We start from the raw sequence: 17,838 nt of genomic DNA, 5'->3' as shown, positions 1-17,838 counted from the left end.
CGTTAGGCCAGCCGCCGCGCCCGTACCTGCCAGAAACCGCGCCGGAAACAGCATTTCCTGCGGAATTGCCCTTGCCGAACAGCGTGAGAAGGCGTTTCTCGGACGTTGCGTCAGACGGCCGCAGACCGCCCGCCGGGGCCGAGGACGCCCCCCGATGACGCCTTACCGCCGAGGACCGCCCATGGACAGCCGCCAGAAGCTTGACCGCATCGACATCAAGATCCTGTCCGAGTTGCAGAAGAACGGACGGATCACCAATGTCGAGCTGGCCGAACTGGTCAACCTGTCGCCCTCGCCCTGCCTGATGCGGGTCAAGAAGCTGCAGGCGGCGGGCTACATCACCGGCTATTCGGCGCAGATCGATCTGGCGAAGCTGGGCGAGACCCTGACCGTCTTCACCGAGGTCACGCTGAAGAACCACCGCCATATCGACTTTTCGCGGTTCCAGCAGACCGTGGCCAAGATAGAATCCTGCATCGAATGCCATCTGGTGTCGGGCGGCTACGACTATCTGCTGAAATTCGTGACCGCGGGCATCGTCGACTATCAGACCATCATGGAAAGCCTGATCGACCGCGACATCGGCATCGACAAGTATTTCAGCTTCGTCGTGATCAAGTCGCCCTTCATCAAGTCGCAGATCCCGCTGACCAGCCTGTTCGCGGGCAAGCTCGACACCTAGCGGCGCGAGAAGGCGGCCAGCAATTCGGGGTCCTGGTCGAGACTGTCGAGCCATCCGGGGTCGAGCTGCGGCACCGACGAGATCAGCAGTTTCGAATAGGGATGCGCGGCCTCGGCCGACATCCGGGCCGCGGGCAGTTCCTCGACCACTTCGCCCCTGTACATGACCAGCACGTCGTCGCAGATCGCCTCGACCGTCGAAAGGTCGTGCGAAATGAACATGTAGCTGAGGTTCAGTTCGGATTGCAGCTCTTCCAGCAGCTTCAGGATCGCGGCGGCGACCACGGTGTCGAGCGCCGAGGTGATTTCGTCGCAAAGGATCAGCTCGGGCTCGGCGGCCAGCGCCCGGGCGAGGTTCACCCGCTGTTTCTGACCGCCCGACAGCTCGCGCGGCAGCCGGTATTTCAGCGCGGCGGGCAGATGCACCATGTCCAGCAGCGCATCGACCCGGGCGTCGCGGGCCGCGCCGCGGAGCCCGTGGTAGAATTTCAGCGGACGCGCGAGGATGCTGCCGACCGTCTGGGCCGGATTGAGCGCGGTGTCGGCCAGCTGAAACACGATCTGCATGCGCCTGAGGTCTTCCTTGCGGCGCTCTTTCAGATCGCCGTCAAGCTCGTGCCCGTCCAGCAGGACCGCGCCGCGATAGGGCGGCAGGATCCCCGAAACGGCGCGGGCGAGGGTCGATTTCCCGGACCCGGATTCGCCGATCACCCCAAGGTTGCGGCCACGTTCCAGCCGGAAATTGACGTTCTTCAGGACCTTTATGGCGGGCTCGGCGTTCTGGAACGTGCCATAGCCCGCATGCAGGCCGATCGCTTCGAGGATCGGCGGGCGGGGCTGCAGGCCGGCGATGCTGCGCGGCTGGTGCGGCACCGGATCGACCGCCGCCAGCAGCGCCTTGGTATAGGGGTGGCGGGCCTCGGTCAGGATCTTCGGCGTGGTGTTCTCTTCCTGGATCTCGCCGCCCTTCAGCACGATGATCCGGTCGGCGATCTGGGCGACCACGGCCAGATCGTGGCTGACATAGACGCCCGAGACGCCGCCTTTCTGTACCACCGCCTTGAAGGCGCGCAGCACCTCGATCTGGGTGGTGACGTCAAGCGCCGTGGTCGGTTCGTCGAAGATCACCAGTTTCGGGTCGCCGATCAGCGCCATCGCCGCGGCCAGCCGCTGCAGCTGGCCGCCCGAGACCTGGTGCGGATAGCGCCGCCCGATGGTCTCGGGCTGGGGCAGGGCAAGCGCGCGAAAGAGCGAGACCGCCTTGGCCTCGGCCTCGGCGCGCGGCATCAGGCGGTGGATGCCGGTGATCTCGACCACCTGATCCATGATCCGCTTGGACGGATTGAAGGCGGCGGCGGCCGATTGCGGCACGTAGGACACCTCGGTCCCGCGCAGCTCGGCGCGCGCGGCCTCGGTCATCGCGGTGACGTCGCGGCCGTCCAGCGTGACGGTGCCGCCCGTGATCGAACAGCCGGGTCGGCAATAGCCCATCAGCGACAGCGCGATGGTGGTCTTGCCCGACCCGGATTCGCCGATCAGCGCGACGAACTCGCCGGGCCGGATGTCGAAGGACACGCCCTTGATGATCTCGACCTGGCGGCCGGCATCGGTCACGGCGCCGATATGCAGGTCGTGGACGGTGACAAGAGGCTGGCTGGCGTCGGGCATCAGGCGCTCCTGTCGCGGATACGGGTGGGCATGTTGTCGATGAAGAGGTTCATCGAGATGGTCAGCGACGCGATGGCCAGCGACGGGAACACCACCGCAGGCGCCCCGAAGCTGAGCGCGCCGATATTCTCGCGCACCAGCGCGCCCCAGTCGGCATTGGGCGGCTGCACCCCGAGCCCGAGGAACGACAGGCCCGACAGCACCAGCACGATGAAGACGAAACGCACGCCCAGATCGGCCAGCACCGGGCCGAGGATGTTGGGAAAGATCTCTCGCGCGATCAGATAGGGGGTGCGCTCGCCCCGCGCCCGGGCGACGGTGACAAAGTCCATGGTGTTGACGTTCACCGCAAGCGACCGGGCAAAGCGGTAGGCCCCGGGCATGTAGATCGCGGCCAGCGTCAGGATCAGCACGGTCAGCGACGAGCCCACGGCGGCGACCACCACCAGCCCGAACAGCAGCCCCGGAATGCCGTTGATCGCATCCAGCAGCCGCGAGAGCCCCATATCGAAGATCCCGCCGAGCACGGCGGCGATCATCCCCAGCACGACGCCGACCGAACAGGCGATGGTGACGGCGGCGAGCGAGATGCCCACCGTGTAGCGCGCGCCCATCAGGATGCGCGAAAGCATGTCGCGGCCCAGATAGTCGGTGCCCAGCAGGAATTTCTGCGACATCGGACCGAAATAGTCCCAGTCGACGATTTCGCCCACCGGGTAGGGGGTTATCAGCGGCCCGACCAGCGCGATGACGCCCCAGAGCAGGACGATGGCCAGACCGATCCGTCCGGCCCAGTTGAAGCGAAAGCCATGGCGGGCGGGCGACAGGAACATCGGTTTGGGCATCAGCGGCGGAGCCTCGGATTGGACAGGATCGCGACCAGATCGGCCAGGGTGATGAGCGTCAGATAGCTGACGCAGAAGATCATCGCGCAGGACTGGATCAGCGGCAGGTCGCGGGTCGCGACCGCGTCGACCATCAGCTTGGCGACGCCCGGATAGTTGAAGATGGTTTCGACGATGATGACCCCGCCGACGAGGTAAGAGAGCGACAGCGCCATGGCATTGGCGATGGGCCCCAGCGCGTTCGGCAGCGCATGGCGCAGCACCTGGCGGATACGGCCCGCCCCCTTCAGCCGCGCCATCTCGACATAGGGGGTGTCGATGGTCTCGATGAGGGCCGCGCGCGTCATGCGGATCATCTGGGCCGAGACCACGAAGGTCAGGGTGATGACCGGCATGGTATAGGCTTTCAGCAGCGCCCAGAACGTGCCGACCTCGGCCCCGAAGCTGAGCGCGGGCAGCCATTTCAGCCAGACCGCGAAGATCAGAACGGCCAGCGTCGCGACCATGAATTCGGGCACCGAGATCACGGTGATGGTCAGCGCGGTCACCAGCCGGTCATAGACCGAGCCGCGCCACATCGCCGCCGTGATCCCGAGAAACAGCGCCAGCGGCACCGAGACGGCCGAGGTGACGCCCGCCAGTTTCAGCGAATTCGCCAGCCGGTCGCCGATCAGGTCGGCCACGGGCATCTGGTTGACATAAGACGTGCCCAGATCGCCGGTGAAAAGCCCGCCGAGCCAGCCCAGGAAGCGCAGGAAGGCGGGCTGGTTCAGCCCCATCGCCTCGCGCAGGCCCGCGACCGCCTCGGGGGTGGCGGCCTGCCCCAGCAGGATCTCGGCCACGTCGCCGGGCAGAAGGTCGGTGGCGAAGAAGACGGCGAAGGACACGATGATCAGGGTGATCAGCGCGATGCCCAGCCGCCGGGCGACGAGGATATAGGGGATCAGGGATGCCTGCACGGACGTGGCTCTCCTCCTGCGTGGGGCGTCGACTTTGGGCGCGGGAGGGATCGCCCCCCGCGCCCGCGTTCAGGGGCGGCGCCTAGGCGTCGAGCCAGACATATTCGGCGAAGGCGTAGCCCATCATGCCGCCCAGCGGATTCGGTTTGAGCCCCTTCACCTTTTCCGACAGCGCGTCGACGTTCGAGATGTAGGCCGGGATCAGCGTGCCCGCCTGGGTCGCGACCATCTTTTGCATGTCCCAGTAGATCTCGGTCCGCCGCGCTTCGTCCAGCGACCCGCGGGCCTCGACCAGCAGGCTGTCGAACTTCTCGGACGCATAGTGGCTTTCGTTCCAGGGCGCGTCCGAGGCGTAAAGCAGCGAGAACAGGATGTCGGGGGTCGGGCGCGGGTTGATGTTGCCGAAATGGACCGGCGCCTTCAGCCAGTAGTTCGACCAGTAGCCGTCCGAGGGCACCCGCTGCACGTCGAGCTTCATGCCGATCTCGGCGCCGGCCTGCTGGATCACGGTCGCCATGTCGACCGAAGAGGTTGCGGCATCCGAGGCCACCACCGGGATCGAGGTGCCCAGAAGCCCGGCCTTGTCGAAGATGTGTTTCGCCTTTTCGGGGTCGAACTCGGCCGGTTTGAGGTCGGGGTTGTGATAGCGGTTCGCGCTGGACACGGGCTGGTCGTTGCCGATCTCGCCCAGACCCCGCAGGACCGCCTTGACGATCTGTTCGCGGTTGATGAGGTGGCGCATCCCCTCGATGAAGCCCGCCTTGGTGCCGGGGTCCATGTCGAGCCGGATGTTCAGGTCGGTATAGTTGCCGGACGTGGTGACCGACTTGACCACATTGGGCTGGCTGTCGATCAGCCGCATCGAGCGCGGGTTGATCGAGGCCGCCAGCTGGATGTCGCCCGACAAAAGCGCATTGACCCGCGCGCTGTCATCCGAGATCGCGAAGAACTCGAAACTGTCGAGATAGGGGCCTTCGGCCTTGAAGTAGTTGGGGTTTTTCGTGCCGATCGAGCGCACGCCCGGTTCGAACACCTCGCAGAGGAAGGCGCCGGTGCCGTTGGCCTTGGTGAAATCGGTCGTGCCCTCGGCCAGGATCATGAAGTGGTGCAGCGACAGGATCGTCGGCAGGTCGGCATTGGGGGCTGCCAGCTCGATGCGGACGGTCAGGTCGTCGACCGCCGTGATGGCGGTCATCTGCTTGGCGATCGAGTTCGCCTTGGAGCCCACGCTGTCGTCGAGGTGGCGGTTCAGCGAATAGACCACATCGGCCGCGGTCAGGGTCTTGCCATCATGGAAAGTGACGCCGGATTTCAGGTTGACCTGCCAGACCTTCGCGTCGTCGGTTTCAAGGCTTTCGGCCAGTTCCATCTGCACCTGACCGGCTTCGTCGAGGAAGGTCAGGCGGTTGTAGAAGGCGCAGCAGCGCACATAGTCGGTCGAGAGCGACGCCTTGGCCGGGTCGAGCGTGTCGGCGGTCGAGGAGGACCAGCCGGCGGCCCGAAGCGTGCCGCCCGTCACCGGCGTGGCGGCCACCGCCGCCCCGGCGCGCAGCAGGATCGAGGACCCGGCCGTTACGGCCACGCCCGAGGCCATCAGCATCTTCAGAAGCTCGCGACGCGAGGCGCCGCGCCGGATCGCATGTTCGACCGCCGCGTCGTCGCGTCCGGTCCAGTTGGTGGGCTTGAAGGTCATGGGCTTGTCGTCTCCCTGTTGGAGGGGGGCCGGACGCCTTTGCCATGCGTTTGCGGCCCGGATGTGCCGTGTCCGGGATTGCCTGTCCCGGAGGGCGGATCAGTCCGCGAAGGCCCGGTCGACGGCGTCGGCAAGGTCCGCGAGGCTGTGGAAGTGGTAGTCGGGCTTGGTGAATTCGGCGGGCTCGATGGTCCCGCCATAGCCTTTCTGGGCATGGCGCCGCTGGATCCAGCAATTGGTCATGCCCAGCGCGCGCGAGATGCCGATGTCGTGATACTGGCTTTGTGCGGTATGCAGGATCCGGTCCGTGCTGCCGCCGGTCGCCGCGACATGGGCGAAGACCTGTTCGAAGAAGGCCGGATCGGGCTTTTCGGTGCCGGTCTCGTCGGTGGTGAAGCCCGCCCAGAACGGCTCGCCCAGCTTGGCGGCGTATTTCTCGTAGGCCCAGCGGCGGGCATTGGTCATCGCGATCAGCTTGTAGCGTCTGGCCAGCCGGGCCAGCGCCTCGGCGCTGTCGGGGAAGGGCTGCGCCTCGCCCACCGCGTCGATCATGCTCTGGCGCGCCTCGGGGGTGTCGGGCAGACCGAATGCGGTGGCGATGCGCCCGTAGCAGCGGCCCAGATCGTCGGGGAATTTCAGCGCGTCGGGCTCGTAGCGCGCGGCGCGATAGACGCTCAGCGCAGCCTCGCCGTCCAGATCGATGCCCGCGGCCGTCGCGATGGCGTCGAGCCCGGCCTTGATGGCGCCCTCGAAGTCGATCAGCGTGCCGACCACGTCGAAGCTGACATAGTCGAACCGGGTGAGCGGCATGACCTGCGTCTCGGCGGTTTGGTCGTCCATGATCGGCCTCTCCTTCATGCGGCCATGGCATCCGCCATGGAACATTCTTCTGTCTGCGGCACCCGGGCGCCGGGGGTGTCTTGCCGGGGCGGGGTGGGACGTTTCCTGTCGTTTCGCCCTTGTATTTCAGGCCGTCCGCGATCCCGGAGCGCCTGCGCCTCGCCTGAGTGTGCCGCTGGCGCAAAAGCGGAATGTGCGAAAGATCCGGGCGCCGCGGCAGAAACTACCGAATCCGGCCCGCACGCGGCATATCCGGTTGCGGCGCTGGCCGGTGCGATACCGGGCTCAATACCCGGCCTCGGGATCGACAAGTCCCGGCAGGGTCTGACCTGCGCGCCAGGCCATCAGCACCGCCAGCGCATGGCGGGCGCCTTCCTCGGGGTCGGTATTGGCCGCGACATGGGGGGTGATGACGATCCGCGGATCGGCCCAGGCGGGATGGTCTGCCGGCAGCGGCTCGGGGTCGGTCACATCGAGCATGGCCGAGGCCAGACGGCCTGCATCGAGCGCGCCCGACAGCGCCGCCATGTCGAGCTGCGCGCCACGCCCGGCATGGACCAGATGCGCGCCTTGGGGCAGCTTCGCAAAGAGACCGGCGTTCAGGATGCCGCGGGTGCTGCGGGTCAGCGGAAGCAGGCAGATCAGGATGTCGGTGCGGGCAAGAAAGGCGTCGAGCCCGGCCGCGCCATGGATCTCGATCCCGGGCACCGGCGTGCCGGACCGGCTCCAGCCCGCGACCTCGAAGCCGAGGCCCGCGAGGGTTTCCGCGGCCAGCCGCCCGATCCGCCCCATCCCCATGATTCCGACCCGGCGCGAGCCGGCCAGTCGCACCGGGCGCTGGCACCAGCGGCCCTGCCGGGCGGCGTCCAGATAGGCGGGCATGTCGCGATGCAGCATCAGCGTGCCCATCACCACCCAGTCGCGCACCATTCTGTCGATCCCCGGCGCGACGGTGCGGACCAGCGCCACTCCCGGCGGCAGCGGCGGCATGTGATCGACGCCTGCACCCACCGACAGAAGCACCCGCAGGTTGGGATAGGCGGACAGGTCCGGCGGTTGCCAGCAGGCCAGATGGGTGACGGCGGCCGCGTCCCGGACCTCGTCCGTGCCGACCCACAGATCCTCGCCCGCCTCGTGAAAAACACGGCGCCAGATGGCACCGCGTTCTGGGTAGGACAGCAGCAGAAAGGCCATCAGGCCATCGCCTGCCGGATCTCGGGATCGTCCAGCGTCAGGTCCAGCACCTTGCGGGTGCGCTCGACGATGGCGTCGATCTCGGCCTCGGTGCAGCAAAGCGGCGGCGCATAGCCGAAGATGCCGTTGGCGAAGGCGCGGATCACCAGGCCCTGGTCCCAGGCGCGGTCGAAAAGCCGGGTCGCGGCGTTCAGCTCGGCCGGAACCGGGGTCTTCTTGGCCTTGTCGGTCACCATCTCGATGGCGGCCAGCATGCCCCGCCCGCGCACGTCGCCCACCAGCGGGTGATCGGCAAGCCCCTGCAGCCCCGCCATCAGCCGCGCCCCCATCTTGCGGCCGTTTTCCAGCAGGCCGCCGTCCTCGTAGAGCCGCAGCACCTCAAGCGCGACGGCGGCCGAGACCGGATGCGCCGAATAGGTGAAGCCATGGCCCACGGCGGCCGCGCCCGCGCCCTCGGCGATGGTCTCGTAGACATGATCGGCCATGAAGACCGCGCCCATCGGCACATAGCCCGAGGTCAGCCCCTTGGCGGTGGTCATCAGGTCGGGCACGATCCCTTCGTCCTCGCAGGCGAACAGCGGGCCGGTGCGGCCGAAGCCGGTGATGACCTCGTCGGCGACGAACAGCACGCCATAGTCGCGGCAGGTCTCGCGCATCGCCTTGACCCAGCCCGGCGGCGGCACCAGCACGCCCCCCGAACCCTGGATCGGTTCCACATAGAAGGCGGCGACACGCTCGGGGCCGATCTCCTCGATCTTGGCCTTCAGTTCGGCGACCGAGGCGGCGGTAATGGCCTCGGGATCGTCGCCCACCGGATTGCGGTAGCTGTAATGGGACGAAATCTTGTGCTGCCACTCATAGGGCACGCCGAAGCCGGTATGGAAGGACGGCAGGGCGGTCAGGCCCGCGCCCATCGTGGTCGAGCCGTGATAGCCCTGGGCGACCGAGATGAACTGGTCGCGGCCGGGCTGGCCCTTGGCATGCCAGTAATAGCGCACGAAGCGGATCGTGCTGTCGACCGAATCCGACCCGCCGAGGGCAAAGTAGATGTGGTTCAGATCGCCCGGGGCGCGCTCGGCCAGAGCGGCGGCCAGCCGGATCGGGGCCTCGGCGCCAAGGTCGAAATAGCCCGTCGCATAGGGCAGGCGGCGCATCTGTTCCGCGGCGGCCTCGACGATGCTGTCATGGCCATAGCCCGCATTGACGCACCAGAGCCCGGCGAAGCCGTCGATCAACTCGCGGCCTTCGGCATCGGTGACGGTGGCGCCCTTGGCCGATTGCAGAAGACGAACGCCGCGCGCCTCGTGGCCCTGCCAGGAGGCGACCGGGTGAACAAGATGCGCGCGATCGAGCTCGATCAGCGAATTCGACAACATGGCTGCGGTCTCCGAAATTCAGCCCAGGGCCTGCGAGGCGAGGGCATGGGTTGTGAAACTGTTGTCGCGCCTGGGGGCGGGGCCCCGGTGCATTTCCGTCCCGCCGCCCACATGCGGCAGGCCGATTTCTTGCAGAAGCGGCCCGAGGCCGAGGCCGGGCCGGGTGTCGATCCGCAGGAACCGGCCCGGCATCCCCTGGGCCGCGGCTGCAATCAGCGCCCGGGCGGTCAGCGGGGTGTCGGCCGCAAGCGGGCCCAGAACGGTGCCCCGGCCGAACTCGCGCAGCATCGCGAACCCGCCTTCGGCCATCAGGATCCGGCCCGAGGCGGCGATCCTTGTCAGCAGCGCGCGCCGGTCGGCGCCGGTCGCGGCCCGGTCCATGGCGGCGATCCGGTCGAGATCATCGGCCCCGCCGGTTCGTACCGGCAGCCCTGGCGGCGGCAGATGGCGGACCACCTCGCCCTGATGCTGCACGATCTCGCCGGTGGCGGCAAAGCCCAGCTTTTCGTAAAGCGGGCGGCCCTCGGGGGTTGCGACCAGCGACAGCGCGCGGTCGCCGGCAAGCGCAATCACCGCCTCCATCAGACGGCGGCCCAGCCCCTGCCCGCGCAGCGCCGCATCGACGATGATCATGTTCAGCGCGGCCCGGTCCCCGAAGGCGGAACAGAAGGCGGTTCCCACGACGCGGCCCTCGGCGTCAAGCGCGGCCACGCCGGTCGAGACCGACAGGACCAGCGCCCAGTCCTCGCGCCGATGCGGCCAGCCCGCCTGCTGCGAGAGCCGCACGCCATCCGCCAGATGGCTGTCGTCGAAAGGCACGATCGGGATCATTGAACCTCCATCCGTTCGGGCGCCGGGTCGGGCGCCGGGGCGCCGCCTGCCCCGAAGGCTAGGGGCGCGCCCCCGGCAGAAGCCACCGGATCGCCGGACCGGGCGGCATTTTCTGTGGTGCGCCCTGCTCGCGCGACACGATATGCCGCGTTCAGGCGGCCGCGAGCCGGTCGCCAAGCCGCAGCGCCATTGCCCGCGCGGCATGCAGTTCGTCGACCGTCAGATATTCCTCGGGCTTGTGAGCGCGGGCGATGTCGCCGGGGCCACAGACCACGGACGGCACACCTGCTGCCTGGAAAAGCCCTGCCTCGGTTCCGAAGCTGACCGCCGCAAGCGGCGTCTGGCCCGAGATCTCGGCGGCGAGTGCGGCCAGCGGGCTGGCCTCGTCAAGCGAGAGCGCAGGGTAGGCGGACTGAAGCTCGACCGTCACACCCTCGCCCGCGGCGGCGATGACCGGGGCCAGCAGACCCTGCGGATCGACGCCCGCGATGGCGCGCGCCTCGATCATTGCCTGAGCTGCGGCGGGCAGGATATTGACCGCCTGCCCGCCCGAAACCGTGCCGACCTGCAGCGTCGACCAGGGCGGGGCGAAATGCGGGTCCTGCGCCCCGGACTCGAGCGCGGCCGACTGCGCCCGGGCCGCCGTCAGCACCGGGATCAGCCGGTGGATCGCGTTGCAGCCCAGATCGGGGCGCGAGCTGTGCCCCGAGATGCCTTCGGCCGAGACGCGGATCGTGGCCTTGCCCTTGTGGCGCAGCACCGGCACCAGCCCGGTCGGTTCGCCGACGATACAGCCCAGAGGTGCCGCGCAAAGCGTCGGCAGCCGCTTGATCAGATGCGGCACCCCAAGGCAGCCGGCCTCTTCGTCATAAGAGAGCGCGATATGGATGGGGGCGGCCAGTTCGCGCCGCGCCAGATCCGGCACGGCCGACAGCACGGCGGCGACAAACCCCTTCATGTCGCAGGCGCCGCGCCCGATCAGCCGCCCGGCCTCTTCGCGCAGCGTGAAGGGATCGGCCCGCCAGTCCGGCTCGCCCGCGGGGACGACATCGACATGGCCCGACAGGATATAGCCCGGCACGCCCACGGGGCCGATGCTGGCGAAGAGGTTGAACCGGTCGCCCTCGGGCCCCGCGATCACCGAGAAGGGCACGCCGTTCTCGATCAGATAGTCGCGGACGAAGTCGATCAGCGCCCCGTTCGGCCGTCCGGCGACGGTGCGGAAGGCGACGAGATGGGCAAGCATCAGTTCGGGGGGCATGGGGTCTTTGATCCGGTTCCGGGGTGGGGCGGGGCAGGGGCTCCGCGGCGCTGTCCCCAGAATGCCCGCGGCGCCCCACGCGATGCGGCCGTTCTTGGCGCTCTGGCGGCACGACCTGCCGCGGCCCGGGGACGATACGCAATTTCATGCGCCCCTGCGGGCAAAGGCGGCAAGGTCTTCCGTCGTGCCGGGCGCATGCTCTGGCGGAACTGACCGGAGACCCCCATGACCTTCCGCCCGAAATACATCACCTTCGATTGTCACGGCACGCTGATCCATTTCGCGATGGCCGAGGCCGCCACCGAAATCTGGGGGCCCCGTCTGTCGCCCGAGAAACTGGCAAAATTCATCAGGAATTTCGCGGCCTACCGGCTGGACGAGGTGCTGGGCGCCTGGAAGCCCTATGCCGAGGTCGTCCATAATGCGGTCGAGCGGACCTGCAAGGCCAACGGTCTGCCCTTCGACCCGGCCGAGGCCGCCAGGATCTACGATCTGGTGCCGAGCTGGGGGCCGCATCCCGACGTGCCGGCGGGGCTTTCGAAGGTGGCGCACGAAATCCCGCTGGTGATCCTGTCGAATGCCGACAATGCCCAGATCCACCAGAACGTGGCCCGGCTGGGCGCGCCCTTCGCCCATGTATTCACCGCCGAGGACGCGCAGTCCTACAAGCCCCGGATGCGCGGCTTCGAATACATGCTCGACAGCCTCGGCGTCGGGCCCGAGGACATCCTGCATGTGTCCTCGTCCTTCCGCTACGACCTGATGACCGCGCATGATCTGGGCATCGTCAACAAGGTCTGGGTCAATCGCGGCCACGAACCGGCGAACCCCTATTACGGCTATACCGAGATCAACGACATCTCGGGGCTGGCCGGCGTCGTCGGGCTGTAGGCGGAGACGGGCGATGGACTATTCCTCGTACTGGCACGAGACCGCGCCACGCTTTGCGGGCGCCTGCCCCGACAAGGTCTCGGGGCGTTTCGACGTGGCGGTGATCGGCGGCGGCTTCACCGGGCTGAACGCGGCGCGGCAGCTGGCCAAGGCGGGCGTCAAGGTCGCGCTGCTTGAGGCCGCGCATGTCGGCGCGGGCGGGTCGGGGCGCAATGGCGGGCATCTGAACAACGGCGTGGCCCATGGCTATGCCGAGGCCAAGACCGCGCTGGGCGCCGAGGCCGCGCACCGGCTTTACAAGGCCTATGACGCCTCGATCCGGATGATCGAGGCGATCACGCAGGAAGAAGGCATCGACTGCGATTTCCGCTGGTCGGGCAAGCTGAAGCTGGCCTCGAAGCCGGGTCATGTGGACGGGCTGAAGGCGAATTACGAGCTGATCCACCGCGAGGTCGACCCCGAGACGCGATGGCTCGAGCGCGCCGATCTGGCGGGCGAGGTCGGGTCCGAGGCGTTTCACGGAGCGGTACTTTATCCGAAATCGGCGATGATGCACATGGGCCGCTATGTGACCGGGCTGGCCGAGGCCGCCCGGCGCCACGGCGCGGTGATCTGGGAAGGCGCGCCGGTGACGGCACGCGAAAAGGGCGTGACCGGCTGGGCCGTGACGACGCCCAAGGGCACGCTGACCGCCGACCGGGTGATCCTCGCGACCGGCGCCTATACGCCCCGGACCTTTGACTATTTCCGGCGCCGCATCCTGTCGGTCGGGTCCTTCATCGTCGCGACCCGGCCGCTGAGCGCCGAGGAAGCCGCGCAGGCCATGCCCGGCAACCGGACCTGCGTGACCTCGATGAATGTCGGCAACTATTTCCGGCTGTCGCCCGACAACCGGCTGATCTTCGGCGGACGGGCGCGGTTCTCGGCGGTGTCCGACCAGCGCTCGGACGCGAAATCGGGCAAGATCCTGCGCGCCTCGATGGCGGCGATCTTCCCCGATCTGGCCCGGGTCGAGATCGACCATTGCTGGGGCGGGCTCGTGGGCATGACCAAGGACCGCTTCCCGCGCGCGGGTCGGGCCGACGGCGTGATCTATGGCATGGGCTATTCCGGTCACGGCGCGCAGATGTCGACGCTGATCGGGTCGGCGCTGGCCGATATCGCGATGGGGCGGGACGACACCAACCCGCTGAGCGGGCTCGACTGGCCGCCGATCCCGTTCAATACCGGCAAGCCCTGGTTCCTGCCGGTGGTGGGCGCCTATTTCCGGCTGAAGGACGTGATGTCCTGACCGGTCGCCGCCACGGGCCGCGTCCCCTTGCCGCCAAGCACCGGCGCAAGGGCCGCGGCCAGCAGCGCGCACAGCCCCAGCAGCATGAAGGCCAGGCGCAGCGAGGTCGCCTCGGCGATCAGCCCGATCAGGGCCGGCCCCATCAGAACCGATCCGTAGCCCATGGTCGCGACCGAGGCGATGGCCTGACCGGGCGGGATCTCGGGGTCGGCGGCGGCCCGGCTGAAGGCCAGCGGCACCAGCACCGCAAGCCCCAGCCCCATCAGCGCGAACCCGGCCAGCGCCAGCGGAAAGCTCATCGGTCCGGTGACGAGCGCCACGCCCAGCGCCGCCGTCAGCCCGCCCGCCCGCGCCACCGGCCCCGGTCCGAGGCGGACCACCAGCCGGTCGGCGCAAAGCCGCATCGCCACCATGCTGCCCGAATAGACGGTATAGCCCAGGGCCGCACGCGCCTCGGTGGCGCCGATGCCCTCGCGCAGCAGGATCGCGCTCCAGTCGACCATGGCGCCCTCGCCGAAGCCCGAGGACAGCGCGATCAGCCCGACCAGGATCAGCGGCCCGCGAGGCAGCGCGAAGACCGGCGCCCGGCCCTGGCGCGGGGCGATGCGCGAGGTCCAGGGCACTGACAGGAAGGGCCCCATCGCGGCCCCGACCGCCAGGGCGGCCAGTGCGAAATGCAGCCCGACCGTCAGGCCAAGGCCGACCGCCGCCAGCCCCGATGCCGCGCCGATCCCGGCGCCGAAGCTCCACATCGCGTGAATCGAGGACATGACCGAGCGGCCCATCTGGCGTTCGACCTCGGCGGCCCAGCCGTTCATGGCCACATCCATCGCGCCATGGGCCGCGCCAAACAGGACCAGCGCCGCGCCCAGCGTCAGGGGGCTGGGGGCCAGACCGGCGAGAACGAGGCTCAGCAGATAGACCGGGGCCATCCGCCGGGTCAGGCGCACCGCGCCCAAGGCGTCGCTGAGCCGGCCGGCCAGCGGGAAGGAGACAAGCGCCCCGAGCCCCATCAGCAGGATCATGAAGCCAAGCTCGGCCTCGGACAGGCCATGACGCTCGGCCACGGCGGGCACGCGCGAGGCCCAGGCGCCCAAAAGGAAGCCGTTCAGCGCGAATGCCGCCGCGGCGCCGCGCCAGGGGGTGCGGAATGTGGGCATGCCGATCCTCCGGATGCGTGGGGCGCGCGGGGACCCGCGTCGTGCTTGCCCCCTCGATTGCAGGAAATGCCGCCCGGGGCAATCGGTGCCGCGTCGTGCGGGCAAGCTCTCGCCGAAGGGGCCGCGGCGGGGTCCTGCGCTGACGTGATGCGACGCCCGACGCCATCAGAGGGCGTCTGATGGCTTGTGCCACGGTCCCGCTTCTGGTCTTGATGTTGCCCGCGGGTCCGTGCGGCCCGCCATCGGGCCCCGCGCCACAGGGCCGGGCAAAAAGACGGAGGAGAACCATGAAGGCTGCGAAACTGGGAGGGCGCGCGCTGGCCGCCCTGATTGCGGGGGCGCTGATGCTGGGGACGGCCTCGGCCGAGACCCTGCGCCTGTCGCATAATGTCGGCGACACCACGACCTGGCACAAGGGCGCCGAGAAGTTCGGCGAGCTGCTGTCCGAGGCCACGGATGGCGAGATGACCGTCCGGGTCTTTCCCAATGCGCAGCTTTCGGGCGGCGACCAGATGAAACAGGCCGAGATGGTCGGGCGCGGGGCGCTCGATCTGGTGGTGACCTCGGCGATCAATGTGACGCCCCTGGTGCCCGAGATGGCGATCTTCTCGCTGCCCTATCTGTACAGCTCCTATGACGAGGTCGACGCCACGACCCAGGGCGCGCCGGGCGAGATGATGGCGAAGATCCTGCTGGAGAAGGGGATCGTCGTTCTGGCCTGGGGCGAGAACGGCTTTCGCGAGTTGACCAACAATGTCCGCCCGGTGAAATCGCCCGAGGACATGAAGGGCCTCAACATGCGGGTGTCGGGGCCGATGTATATCGACGTGATGAACGCGCTTGGCGCCAACCCGACCCAGATGCAATGGTCCGAGACGCTGACCGCGCTGCAGCAGGGCGTGGTCGACGGGCAGGAAAACCCGATCGGCGCGGTGATCATCCCGCAGCAGGTCTACGAGATGCAGAAATACCTGACCGCCTGGCATTATTCCTACGATCCGGTCTTCCTGGGCGTGTCGAAGGCGAAATGGGACAGTCTCGACGCAGAAACGCAGGAAAAGATGCGCAAGGCCGCGATCGAGGCGATGGCCTGGCAACGCCAGATCTCGCGCGAGGCGACCGCGTCGGGCATCGAGTTCCTGCGCGATCAAGGCATGGAGGTCTACGAGCCGACCGCCGAGGAACTGCAGGCGTTCCGCGCCGCGACCAAGCCCGCCTTCGACAAATGGGCCGGGAAAGTCGGCCCCGAGATCGTCGAGGCGTTCCAGTCGGCCATCGTCGGCACCAACTGAGCCCGCGGGCGCCGGGGCCGGGTTCGCCGACAGGCGGGCCCGTCCGGCGCCTGCCTGCATTTCGCGGAACCCGGTGAGCCTGCCCATGCGCTTTGTGCTTCGAGAGGCCGAGAAGATCGTCTGCGCCCTGCTGTTTCTTGGCATGACGGCGGTCGGCTTTGCCAATGTTGTGGTGCGCTACGGCACCCATTATTCGCTGGCCGCCAGCGAAGAGCTTCTGACCAACGGCTTTCTGCTGCTGACCGTGTTCGGCGCCGCCATCGCCGCCCGGCGGGGCGAGCATCTGGCGGTGACGCTGGTGCAGGACCTCCTGCCGCCGGTGCTGCGCAGGCCGCTGTTCATGCTGGCCGCCGCGCTTTCGGCGCTGCTGCTGGCGCTGTCGGCCCGGGTGTCCTGGGATGTGCTGGTCAATCTGCACGGCAACGGGATGCGGTCCTATGCGCTGGGCATCCCGGCCTGGTATTATCAGGCGGCAGTTCCCTTCGGCTTTGCCCTGATCCTGATCCGCTATCTGCAGCATGTCCGCGAGGCGCTGCGCGGCGGCCCGCACAGGCTGCCGCCGGAGACGCCCCATGTCTGATCTTTTCCCCGGTCTCGGCGCGGGCACCGAAATGGTGATCCTGTTCTTCCTGCTGATGGCGCTGCGGGTGCCGGTCGCCTTCTCGCTGGGGCTGTCGGCCTTCTACGCGATGGGACAGATGGGCTTCGGCTTCGACATCGCGGGCGATCTGATCGCGGCGGGCGTGACCAAGTTCTCGCTGCTGGCGATCCCGTTCTTCATCCTGGCGGGCACGCTGATGGGCACGCTGGGCATTGCCGAGCGGATGATCCGGTTTTTCCGCGTGCTGATCGGGTCGATGCCGGGCGGCATGGGCGTCGTGGGCACCGTGGTCTGCCTGTTCTGGGGCGCGGTCAGCGGGTCCGGCCCGGCCTCGGTCGCGGCCATCGGACCGATGATCGTCAAGGGGATGGAGGAAGACGGCTATGGCCGCGCCTATGCGGCGGGGCTGGTCTGCACCGGGGCGGCGCTGTCCATCGTGATCCCGCCCTCGATCGGGCTGGTGATCTACGGGGTGATCGCCGAAACCTCGATTTCGCAGCTGTTCATCGCCGCCGTGCTGCCGGGGTTGTTCATGGGGCTGGTGATGCTGGCCACGCTGCCCTTTGCCGGGCGGCGCGGGGCCGGGCGGGCGGCGCTTGATGCGCTGAGCCCCGCGCCCCATGCCGGCCTGCCCTATCGCCAGCGGCTGGCAGTCGCTTTCCGCGAGGCGTTCTGGGGGCTTCTGACGCCTCTGGTCATTCTGGGCGGGATCTATTCGGGTGTCTTCACCCCGACCGAGGCCGCGCTTGTCGCCACGGTCTATGCGCTGGGCGTCGGCGCGCTGGCCTACCGGACCCTGACCCTTCGCGGGCTTTACGAGGCGCTGGCCGATGCCGCCGCGTCCTCGGCTGTGGTGATGCTGGTCGTGGCCTTTGCCGGGCTGTTCGGCTGGGTGGTGACGGTCGAGGATCTGGTCGGCAGCTATTCCGGCGCGCTGCTGGGCCTCAGCGACAACCAGTGGGTGATCCTGCTGGCGATCATGCTGATCCTTCTGGTCGCGGGCATGTTCATGGACGCGATCACGGTGATGTTCATCTCGCTGCCGATCTTTCTGCCGGTGATGCGCGAGATGGGCTGGGACCCGGTCTGGTTCGGGGTGGTGGTGATGGTCAACCTGGCGATCGGCCTGTTCACCCCGCCGGTCGGCATCAACCTTTATGTGGCGGCCAACGTGACCCGGCTTTCCATCGAGCAGATCGCGCGGGGGGCGGCGCCCTTCCTGCTGACGAGCCTGCTGGGTCTTGCCGTGGTCGCG

The 17,838-nt window shown here is 68.2% G+C and carries 16 protein-coding genes; 6 read left to right on the top strand and 10 right to left on the bottom strand.

The genetic code is table 11. From position 1 onward, the window contains the following. The first annotated feature begins 181 nt into the window (after positions 1 to 181). Positions 182 to 682, top strand: a complete 501-nt coding sequence (locus tag DSD19_RS20885; protein WP_075784525.1) for an Lrp/AsnC family transcriptional regulator — start codon at positions 182 to 184, stop codon at positions 680 to 682. Here the strand turns inward: DSD19_RS20885 and DSD19_RS20880 are convergent. The 9 genes from DSD19_RS20880 to argE all read right to left on the bottom strand — a co-directional run bounded on the left by DSD19_RS20880 (position 679) and on the right by argE (position 11,348). Further along, on the bottom strand, positions 679 to 2,349 hold the full coding sequence (locus tag DSD19_RS20880) for an ABC transporter ATP-binding protein (RefSeq protein ID WP_113670971.1): 1,671 nt from the start codon (positions 2,347 to 2,349) through the stop codon (positions 679 to 681). The two genes, DSD19_RS20885 and DSD19_RS20880, sit on opposite strands and share 4 nt — an antisense overlap. Continuing rightward, entirely contained in the window at positions 2,349 to 3,194 is an 846-nt protein-coding gene (locus DSD19_RS20875) for an ABC transporter permease (protein ID WP_075784523.1), read from the bottom strand. The genes DSD19_RS20880 and DSD19_RS20875 overlap by 1 nt, the downstream gene beginning before the upstream one ends. Beyond that, positions 3,194 to 4,153: an ABC transporter permease gene (locus DSD19_RS20870; protein ID WP_075784522.1), complete on the bottom strand. Its 960-nt coding sequence runs from the start codon at positions 4,151 to 4,153 to the stop codon at positions 3,194 to 3,196. Before DSD19_RS20870 ends, DSD19_RS20875 begins: the two co-directional genes overlap by 1 nt. An 82-nt stretch (positions 4,154 to 4,235) precedes the next feature. Continuing rightward, on the bottom strand, positions 4,236 to 5,846 hold the full coding sequence (locus DSD19_RS20865) for an ABC transporter substrate-binding protein (protein WP_113670970.1): 1,611 nt from the start codon (positions 5,844 to 5,846) through the stop codon (positions 4,236 to 4,238). A 99-nt stretch (positions 5,847 to 5,945) separates the two neighbouring features. Further along, on the bottom strand, positions 5,946 to 6,686 hold the full coding sequence (locus DSD19_RS20860) for an HAD-IA family hydrolase (protein WP_207802499.1): 741 nt from the start codon (positions 6,684 to 6,686) through the stop codon (positions 5,946 to 5,948). A gap of 285 nt (positions 6,687 to 6,971) precedes the next feature. Beyond that, positions 6,972 to 7,880: a glyoxylate/hydroxypyruvate reductase A gene (locus DSD19_RS20855; RefSeq protein WP_113670969.1), complete on the bottom strand. Its 909-nt coding sequence runs from the start codon at positions 7,878 to 7,880 to the stop codon at positions 6,972 to 6,974. Further along, on the bottom strand, positions 7,880 to 9,256 hold the full coding sequence (locus DSD19_RS20850) for an aspartate aminotransferase family protein (protein WP_075784518.1): 1,377 nt from the start codon (positions 9,254 to 9,256) through the stop codon (positions 7,880 to 7,882). The genes DSD19_RS20855 and DSD19_RS20850 overlap by 1 nt, the downstream gene beginning before the upstream one ends. 18 nt (positions 9,257 to 9,274) lie before the next feature. Beyond that, the gene (locus DSD19_RS20845) at positions 9,275 to 10,087 is read right to left on the bottom strand and encodes a GNAT family N-acetyltransferase (protein WP_113670968.1); all 813 of its coding nucleotides are present in this window, start codon (positions 10,085 to 10,087) and stop codon (positions 9,275 to 9,277) included. A 151-nt stretch (positions 10,088 to 10,238) separates the two neighbouring features. Beyond that, positions 10,239 to 11,348, bottom strand: coding sequence for an acetylornithine deacetylase (gene argE, locus DSD19_RS20840; protein WP_113670967.1), 1,110 nt, complete (start codon positions 11,346 to 11,348; stop codon positions 10,239 to 10,241). A 225-nt stretch (positions 11,349 to 11,573) separates the two neighbouring features. Between argE and DSD19_RS20835 the strand changes: the two genes are divergently transcribed. Together DSD19_RS20835 and DSD19_RS20830 are read left to right on the top strand one after the other, a co-directional pair. Beyond that, the gene (locus DSD19_RS20835; protein WP_075784515.1) at positions 11,574 to 12,239 is read left to right on the top strand and encodes a haloacid dehalogenase type II; all 666 of its coding nucleotides are present in this window, start codon (positions 11,574 to 11,576) and stop codon (positions 12,237 to 12,239) included. A 13-nt stretch (positions 12,240 to 12,252) separates the two neighbouring features. Continuing rightward, positions 12,253 to 13,530 (top strand): FAD-binding oxidoreductase, encoded by a 1,278-nt coding sequence (locus DSD19_RS20830; RefSeq protein ID WP_113670966.1) that lies wholly within the window; start codon positions 12,253 to 12,255, stop codon positions 13,528 to 13,530. On the opposite strand, the gene DSD19_RS20825 is transcribed toward DSD19_RS20830, so the two are convergent. Then, complete coding sequence (locus DSD19_RS20825) at positions 13,500 to 14,690, bottom strand: MFS transporter (protein ID WP_113670965.1); 1,191 nt, start codon at positions 14,688 to 14,690, stop codon at positions 13,500 to 13,502. The two genes, DSD19_RS20830 and DSD19_RS20825, sit on opposite strands and share 31 nt — an antisense overlap. Positions 14,691 to 14,977: 287 nt before the next feature. On the opposite strand from DSD19_RS20825, the gene DSD19_RS20820 reads away from it, so the two are divergent. From DSD19_RS20820 to DSD19_RS20810, 3 genes are all read left to right on the top strand, one after another. Beyond that, positions 14,978 to 15,982 carry a DctP family TRAP transporter solute-binding subunit gene (locus DSD19_RS20820; RefSeq protein ID WP_113670964.1) on the top strand — a complete coding sequence of 335 codons (1,005 nt, stop codon included), beginning with the start codon at positions 14,978 to 14,980 and terminating at the stop codon, positions 15,980 to 15,982. An 85-nt stretch (positions 15,983 to 16,067) separates the two neighbouring features. Then, positions 16,068 to 16,562 (top strand): TRAP transporter small permease, encoded by a 495-nt coding sequence (locus DSD19_RS20815; protein ID WP_113670963.1) that lies wholly within the window; start codon positions 16,068 to 16,070, stop codon positions 16,560 to 16,562. Beyond that, positions 16,555 to 17,838 (top strand): TRAP transporter large permease (locus DSD19_RS20810; protein WP_133260492.1); only part of this gene is annotated, 1,284 nt, incomplete at its 3' end. The genes DSD19_RS20815 and DSD19_RS20810, both read left to right, overlap by 8 nt.

The sequence above is a fragment of the Rhodovulum sp. BSW8 genome (assembly GCF_003314725.1).
Lineage (GTDB): Bacteria > Pseudomonadota > Alphaproteobacteria > Rhodobacterales > Rhodobacteraceae > Rhodovulum > Rhodovulum visakhapatnamense.
This window is presented reverse-complemented; position numbering and strand designations above follow the sequence as displayed.